This is a genomic window from Bartonella sp. MM73XJBT (assembly GCF_028618465.1).
Classification (GTDB): domain Bacteria; phylum Pseudomonadota; class Alphaproteobacteria; order Rhizobiales; family Rhizobiaceae; genus Bartonella.
Window position 1 is genome coordinate 1 of the sequence record NZ_JAQISY010000091.1, and the last position, 1,871, is coordinate 1,871.

Sequence of the window (1,871 nt, forward strand, 5' to 3'; positions counted from 1 at the left end):
AAATTCGATACAGCTAAACCAATAGCCGCCGCTTGTCTGGCTTCTTTGCGAACATCCTCAACTGCATAATTTAATGTTTCAAACTTCATATCTGTATAGGCTTTGGACTCATTAACACCATTGCTTACTATATCATTCACACGATCATCCGTATATTTCTTCGCATCATCAAGAACGATCTTCATCTGTTGGTCCGTGTAATCATGCAATTGACCTCCATTAACTGCTTCTTTCGAACCACTTTCTATACGACCATCACCTACATTCTCTATCAATACTGGATCACTCTCATTACCACCAACCAACGTGATTTTATTCGTCTTCTTGCCATCTTCTCCTTTATCATACTTAACCACATCATTCGTAAACGTATTTTCAATCGCTTGTACTTGTTGATCTATATTCTCTACACGCTCCTCAACAGCTTCAACTTTCTTATTCGTCTCCCAAAGTTGGCCTCCATTAACAACTTCCTTCGAGCCTTCCGATACATCTCCATCCGCTACATGCGTAATCTTACTATCAACCCCATTGTGACGACCATCATAACTCCCTAATTCTTCATTCCAATTTAAGCCGTTCGACGATACATTCTGCGCTACATTATTAATACGATCATTCATACCAGAGAGACTTCCATTAACTCCTTCAAACGCACCAGCTACGTTATCATAGCTCTTACTATCATCAGAACTTCCATCGCTCTTAAACTGCCTTACTTGGAACTGAGGACCTGTCCATTGACCATTCTCATACTTCGCTCCACCTCCTAAATACAGCGCTAACGTCTGATCCAGCTGATAAAGTTGGTTACCGGTGATCGCTTCTGTCGAACCTGCCGAAATGTCCCCGTCAACAAGGTGGCTAAGCTTACTATTATGCTTACCATCTCCTTTGCCATGAACTGCTACAAACGCTTTCTCATCATCACTCCACAACAATGCATTCTGCGCTATGTTGTCTGAAAGATCATGTTGAAGCTTCGTGAAAGAATTATTAACACCAGCAAAGGCGGCTGCAACATTATCATAAATCGTCTCCTCAGAACTTCCATCTTCTTTGAAGCTCACTATCTTAAAGCTTGGTGCTGTCCATGTGTCATTTTCATAACTTGCACCACCTCCCAAATAACTCGCTAACCTCTGATGCAATGAATAAAGTTGAGAGCCATTTACCGCTTCTGTCGATACATCTGAAAGCTTTCCTGCCTTCACACCTGTGAGGGTCCGTGCTGCATGATCAACATTTGCAAAAGTAACTTCTGTGCCGCTCTTTTCACCTCCAACCGCAATGACACGTGTCTCCTCATCTTGCTTAACAAGACTGTCTCCTACAACTTTTGTAATCTCATTCTTAAGCTCTTTATGGATATTCGTAAATGAACTTCCTACACCAGCAAAGGCTTTCACTACATCATCATAGCTCTTCTCTTCAACTTTGCTACCATCTTCACTGATAGTGTTAACCTTAAAGCTTGGAGCACTCCATTTTCCTTCCTTATAGCCAGCACCACCACCTAAATAGCTCGCAAGCGTATTACTCATCGAATAAAGCTGTGCGCCATTCACTGCTTCTGTCGAGTCTTCTGTAAGCAATCCTGCTTTTACCCCTAAAAGGCTCCGCGCCGCATCTCCACTATTGGCAATGTTAATGCTGGTACCGCCCTTTTCCGCTCCTATCTTGATAACCTTGCTCTCTGCATCTTGCTTAACAAGACTGTCTCCTACAACTTTCGTAATCTCATTCTTAAGCTCTTTATGGATATTCGTAAAAGATGTACCAACTCCTTCAAACGCAGCAGAGACACTTTCATAGCTTTGCTCTTCAACGTCACTCCCATCATCCTTGACTGTTTTTACCTTGAAGCTTGG

Annotated in this window: 1 pseudogene; it reads right to left on the reverse strand. The window is 42.3% G+C overall.

The features are described from left to right. Positions 1-1,871 (reverse strand): annotated as a pseudogene (locus PVV69_RS09720) (hypothetical protein); the annotation flags it as partial.